Genomic DNA, 6,083 nt, shown 5'->3' on the forward strand with positions numbered 1-6,083 from the left:
CCCCCAAAGAAACTGCAGGGGTTTTTAAGCCATTCTTAGGCCAGGGACTCGCGCCAGGCGGCGTGTAGGGTAGCGAATCGGCCTGTTCCCGCAATGAGATGCACGGGAGTATCGTCCTCGATGATCTCGCCGTGTTCCATAACTAACACTCGGTCGGCAATGGCGACGGTGGAGAGTCGGTGCGCGATGATGATGGCCGTACGGTCGGCCAGAAGAGTCTCGAGGCCGCGCTGCACGAGTCGTTCGCTGGGGATGTCGAGGGATGCCGTCGCCTCGTCCAGAATGAGCACCATGGGGTCGGCGATGAACGCGCGTGCAAAAGAGAGCAACTGACGTTGACCGGAGGAGAGCCTGCCGCCGCGCTTGTTGACATCCGTCTCGTAGCCATCCGGCATTGCCATGACGAACTCGTGAGCCCCAACCGCGCGGGCCGCAGCCTCGATCTCGGCGGCACTGGCCCCGGGTTTCCCCAGCGCAATGTTCTCGGCCACGGATCCCGAGAACAGGTAGGCCTCCTGCGTCACCATGACGATGGCGCGGCGCAGGTCGTCATGACTGAGGTCGCGCAGGTCGATACCATCGAGGGTGATGGCACCCACATCCGGATCATAAAAACGGGCCAGTAATTTGGCCAATGTTGATTTACCGGCGCCGGTCGTGCCCACGAGCGCGAGCGTTTGCCCGGCAGGAATGTTGAGGTTGAGCTTGGGGAGGATGGGTGTTGCGGGGGAGTAGCCAAAGGTGACATGGCTAAAGGTGACGGCGCCAGCGGCACGGGGCAAAGGCGTGGGACCGTCAGTTTCGGGAACCGTGGACTCCTCTTCGAGCACGCCCGAGATTTTCTCGAGCGCCGAGGCCGCACTCTGGAAGGAATTGTAAAACATCGCCAACTCTTCCATGGGGTCATAGAACTTGCGGGTGTACAACACAGCCGCCAGCAGGATGCCAATGGCCATGGTGCCATCGGCAACACGGAAAGCACCGAGCACGAGAACGGCGGCCATGGTGATGTTGCCGAGCAGGCGCAGACCGGGGTCAAAAATGCCGAACAACCAGATTGTCGCCCTTGTGGCTTCGCGGTAGTTATCGACATGCACGGAGTACACGCGTTCATTACGAGCTTCGCGACGGAACGCCTTGACCGCTCGGATACCCGTCATCGTCTCGACGAACTGCACGATCAGTCGTGCTGAGTAGAGCCGCGAAGCGCGGAATTGCGCCCGCGAGGCGTTCGAGAACCACAGGGTAAAGAAGGCCAGTGGTACGAGGGAAATGACCAGAGGAATCGTGCTGGAGGGATCGAGAAGAACGAGGGCGACACCGGTAAAGACCATGAACAAGACACCACGTACAAGGTTGCTGATGCCGCCATCTAACAGCTCGCGCAAGGTGTCGACGTCGCTGGTTTGTCGGGCGATTATTTTGCCCGAGGTATAGCTTTCGTGAAACTTCATGCTCAAGTTCTGGGTGTGCCGAAAAATGCGTTGGCGCAGTGTGAGCAGAATGTTTTGGCTGATGAGGGAGGTCGACCGCGTGTAGACGGACATCAAAATCGAGCTCGTCAGGGCAGTGATGAGGTACGCGCCGACAATCAGCATGGCGGGTTGCCAGTTGCCGTCATTCAGGACCGCGGGGAGGGCCTGATCGATACCGAGGGCCAGCAGGGTTGGCCCCGCCACTTGGGCTAAGGTGCTGATCACAACGATGGTCATGGTCCACGTGATGCGGCGGCGTAGGGGGCGCAACAGGGAACCCAGCAACGTCAGCGAGCGTTGGCGGAGCCGTTTGGCCTCGCGCTTTGTGAAGTCGGCGCGCTCCTCCCCCTGAACTCCCGCGACGCTCACAGTGCCGCCTCCTCATCGCGGGTCAGTGCACGGTATTCGCGCTCAAGTTCGACGGTCTTGATGGAGCCGGTGTTGGTCGTCTCGCGGGCTTCTTCATCCAGCGAAGACATGACGTAGCGGTAGGTTTCCGAGCGTTTCATGAGTTCGGTATGCGTGCCGACGTCTTCGATACGACCCTCATGCAACAAGGCGACACGATCGGCCAGGGCAACAGTGGAGGGGCGGTGTGCCACGATCAACGCGGTGGTGGTGGCGAGCACGCGCCGCAGCGCTTCCTCGACCATGGCCTCGGTGGTGACGTCCAGAGCCGATAACGGGTCATCTAAAACCAGGATGCTGGGGGCAACCGCGATGGCTCGGGCGAGGGCGAGTCGCTGGCGTTGACCGCCAGAAAGGCTGAGTCCTTCCTCTCCGATGGTCGTGTCCAGACCGCGGGGCAGGTCACGGGCAAAACCGGCCTGGGCCACGTCGAGTGCCTGGTTGAGGACAGCCTCGGCTCCGGGCCCCGAGTGGGTGACCCCGGGCATTGCTCCGCTAGCGTCGGGTTCACCACCAACAAGATCGGCTCGGCCCAGCAGTACGTTTTCGCGCACGGGCAAGGAGAAAAGTGTTGCATCTTCGAAGGCCATGGCCACCCGAGTGCGGAGGCTGCCCGCGGTCACGTCGCGAATATCCGTGCCATCAATCAGAATGCGTCCGCTCGTGACGTCGAAGAGTCGGGTCGTCAACGCCGTGAGGGTTGTTTTGCCGGAACCCGTAAGCCCCACGAGGGCCATGGTTTCGCCGGGGAGAATCTCGAGCGTGATGCCGCGCAAAATATCGGGGGTCGCTGCCGACGCATCCTCGTATCGAAAATGCACGTTATCAAACACGAGCGAGCCCTTGCCAGCAGCGAGGTCGAGGGCGTTGTCGGCATCCAGAATGCTGATGGGGGTATCGAGCACGTCAAAGAAACGGTCGAGGGCGTTGCGCGCATCAATGGTGAGGGACAGTAGGAACCCGATGGATTGGATCGGTCCGCGCAGGATGGTGGCCGTGGCAAAGAAAGCGAAGAGCGTGCCCACTGTGACGGAACCGGTGCTGGCCAGTGCGATGCCGAGTACGAGGGTGACGGCAAAAGCCGAGTCAGGAATGAACAAAAGCCAGAACCACATGCCGGCCATGGTGCGACCTTTGAGAAGTTCGGTGGTGCGAACGGCACTGGCTTGCTCGGTGAGGCCCTCGAGGGCATGCGACTCACGACCAAACGCTTTAAGAATGCGGATGCCGTGTACCGACTCTTCAACGATGGTGGCCAGATCGCCCTGCTGGTCTTGCGCTCGCCGCGACAGCTTTTCCAGACGCCGCTGAAAACGTGCACTAAAGAAGAAGAGGGGGAGGGAGAAAAGCGTAAAAATGGCACCGAGCACTGGATTGAACACAAAGAGCATGGTGAAGCCGATGACGATCGTGATGCCATTGACCGCGAGCATGACGATGCCGAACGAGAGCCAGCGGCGCACAGTGCTCACATCGCCCATCGCACGGGAAAGTAGTTGACCGCTTTGCCACTTGTCGTGGAATGAAACGGGAAGTTTTTGCAGGTGTACATAGATGGCATTGCGCATCTTGCCATCCACGTGAGTGCCGGGGCCAAGCACGAGAGCCCGGCGGAGGAACACGAAGAACGCTTCAGCAACGCCTAGGCCCAGGACGACGGCTGCCGTGGGCAGAATTTGAGCCGTGTCGCCGGATGCCAGTGGGCCATCCACCATCCAGCCCAAGGCCAACGGGATGCTGAGGGCCACAACCGCGGCGAAAAGTGCGGCCACGCCACCCAGCGCCAAGCGCGGAACAGCGCCCTGCACGAAGGGGTAAATGCGAAGGAGCGCGCGAAAAGTGCTGGGGCGAGGTGCCGGAAGAGCGCTGTCTGTCATTGATTTTTCTCCGCCTTCGACACTAGCCGGACCGCACGCCGCGCATCCGTCATGTTCGCCACGGGCTGGAACTTCTGGCACAAATGGCACCCATCGGGCAATCCACGCTGCTCAACCGTTGATTTCGCCCTCGCGTAGAGTTCTTGTGCACGGAACCCCCGAAAAGAACAAAGGATTCATCATGGCTGGCGCTGGCCTCCCGACTTATCTCAACCCGGCTCTCGAAACGCGGGGCGGCTACCGGGATCTTCCAAAACTCGCCGGCCTTGTATTCATGCCACTGGGTTTCTTGGCACGCTTCCCGCTCGCGATGTTCACCGTCGGCATCACGATGCTCATTGCGTGGGCGCGAGATTCCTATGGGGAGGCGGGCATCGCTTCGGGTGCCCTGGGCCTAGGTTCGGCGATCGGCGCACCCCTTGTTGGCGCTCTTGCCGACCGCTATGGTCAACGACTGGTCATGCAGTTGGTGGGAGCCTTCAACGGCCTGGCCATGGTTGGTCTCGTTGGGCTCGTGAAAATTGACAGCCCGTTGGGGTGGATTTTGCTGGTCTCGTTCCTCATCGGCTTTAGTGCCCCGCAAGTTGGCCCCTTGGCCCGCGCCCGCTGGATTGCGCTCGTGAAAACGAGAAGAAGCGGCCTTAGCGGCGAACGAACCCTCTCGGCGGCCATGAGCTGGGAGTCGATGGCCGACGAGATGGCATTCGTCTTTGGGCCAGTCGCCGTCGGAGCCGCGGCTCTCGTGTTGGGCGAATACTCTCCCCTTCTTATTGCAGCCATCATGACTTTTATTTTCGTGAGTGGCTTTGCCTACCACCCGACGGTTGAGAGTGTGAGGCCAGGGCCAGCCACGCAGGATGCTCGAACCCCGATGATGGCTCTCTTCGCCCCCCGTGTTTCCGTTCCCGTATTTGGCATGCTGACCATCGGCATGGTCTTTGGAGCCATGTTGACCGCCGTCACGGCGTTCGCCGGGGAGCGGGGAAATGTTGCCGACGCGGCCTTCCTTTATGGGGCCATGGGGGTTGGATCCGCCATAACGGCGCTTGCCACCGCCATGCTGCCCCGCAAATTCTGGCTGCCGTGGCGCTGGGTAGCCGGCGCTGCAATGATGCTGATTGGCACGCTCTTTCTGCCGATGGTTCACTCGGTATCGACCCTTCTTCCAATCTTGTTCGTGATCGGACTGGGAATCGGCCCGTCGCTGGTGAGCATCTTTGCCGTGGCCTCCTACACCGCGCCGAGCGACCGGGTCACGGTGGTGCTCACTCTGATGTCCAGCGGAATTGTTGCCGGAACAGCGATTAGCGCGCCGATTGCGGGTGCGCTCGCGGACTCGGCGGGCTATTCGCACGCATTCTGGGTGGTGACGGGGGCGGCGCTGCTGACCCTGGTCAGTGGTTTGTGGACCGCCAAGATCGTGCCGCGCCCCTTCTAACGAGCCATTAATACGTTCGTCGGACACGAAAGTCCTGTCGCATCGACTCCTCGTCGTCGAGACTCCACGAAAGCAGCCCTTTGTGGCCCCAAAAGCTGTGTGAAGTCTCGGCGCAAGGGGTAGCTGTGTTGCTTGATTTGGGGGAGTCTCGGTGCTGGTTATTGGTCCCAACGATGAGGTCACCCTCCCAATGCCCAGGAACAGCCCTGTCCTCAACTTCGGCTGGCCGCTCCGAGATCATGACCATGGGGCCCACGAACCGTGATCTGCGCTCTAACCCTGTGTTGTGTTGTTTGCGTCTGGTTCGCCCCGTGCGAAGTGCTGCCTGAACTTCACGGCGCAGACCACCACGAGCTTGCAAGTACAGGGTTTGGTAGATGGTTTCCGGTGACACACGCATCTCCTGATTGTTTGGATACTCCTCGATCAAAGCGTGGCAGATTTGTTCAGGAGACCAATTAAGACCCAGCTTGTTCTGGACGAAGTCCTTCAGAGGTTCCAGGGTGACAAGTTTGCGTTCCTTGGCTCGCAACCGTCGCCTCGCCGCGTAACGATGAGCTATATAAGGTTGATACGTTTGCCCGTCACGGTCGTTATCGCTGTGATTGTTGCTGTGGTTGTTACTGCTGTTGCGGCGCAGTTCTCGACTGATGGTTGACGGTGCCCGACCCATGATCGCCGCCGTCGCGCGCACTGATGTGCCCGAGGCATGTAAATTCTTGATCATCTCCCGATCCACCAGAGAGAGAAACCGCGGGGAAAGTGTGCGTTGCAACATCAGCAAGGAAACATCGTCGGAGGCGCGTTGAGTACTCACACCCCTGTTTTCAGTGTCGCTTCCCGGCGGGTGAACCCCTCAGCGCGGAGCCGCAAATATTCTTCTCG

Annotated in this window: 3 protein-coding genes and 1 pseudogene; 1 reads left to right on the forward strand and 3 read right to left on the reverse strand. The window is 60.3% G+C overall.

What is annotated here, in order from left to right:
* Window positions 1-35: 35 nt before the first annotated feature.
* Both FB555_RS07660 and FB555_RS07665 read right to left on the reverse strand, forming a co-directional pair.
* Window positions 36-1,844, reverse strand: a complete 1,809-nt coding sequence (locus FB555_RS07660; RefSeq protein WP_182484885.1) for an ABC transporter transmembrane domain-containing protein — start codon at window positions 1,842-1,844, stop codon at window positions 36-38.
* Window positions 1,841-3,760 (reverse strand): ABC transporter ATP-binding protein, encoded by a 1,920-nt coding sequence (locus tag FB555_RS07665; RefSeq protein WP_182484886.1) that lies wholly within the window; start codon window positions 3,758-3,760, stop codon window positions 1,841-1,843. Before FB555_RS07665 ends, FB555_RS07660 begins: the two co-directional genes overlap by 4 nt.
* A 181-nt stretch (window positions 3,761-3,941) precedes the next feature.
* On the opposite strand from FB555_RS07665, the gene FB555_RS07670 reads away from it, so the two are divergent.
* A complete protein-coding gene (locus FB555_RS07670) occupies window positions 3,942-5,198 on the forward strand; it encodes an MFS transporter (RefSeq protein ID WP_182484887.1) in 1,257 nt (418 codons plus the stop codon).
* 157 nt (window positions 5,199-5,355) lie between these two features.
* On the opposite strand, the pseudogene FB555_RS07675 reads toward FB555_RS07670, so the two are convergent.
* Window positions 5,356-5,943 (reverse strand): annotated as a pseudogene (locus FB555_RS07675) (IS30 family transposase); the annotation flags it as partial.
* Between the last annotated feature and the right edge of the window lie 140 nt (window positions 5,944-6,083).

This window comes from Alpinimonas psychrophila, assembly GCF_014137865.1.
Lineage (GTDB): Bacteria > Actinomycetota > Actinomycetes > Actinomycetales > Microbacteriaceae > Alpinimonas > Alpinimonas psychrophila.

Coding starts and splice junctions, on each gene's coding strand:
- FB555_RS07670 (WP_182484887.1), top strand. CDS start 3,942: ATGGCTGGCGCTGGCCTCCCGACTTATCTCAACCCGGCTCTCGAAACG.
- FB555_RS07665 (WP_182484886.1), bottom strand. CDS start 3,760: ATGACAGACAGCGCTCTTCCGGCACCTCGCCCCAGCACTTTTCGCGCG.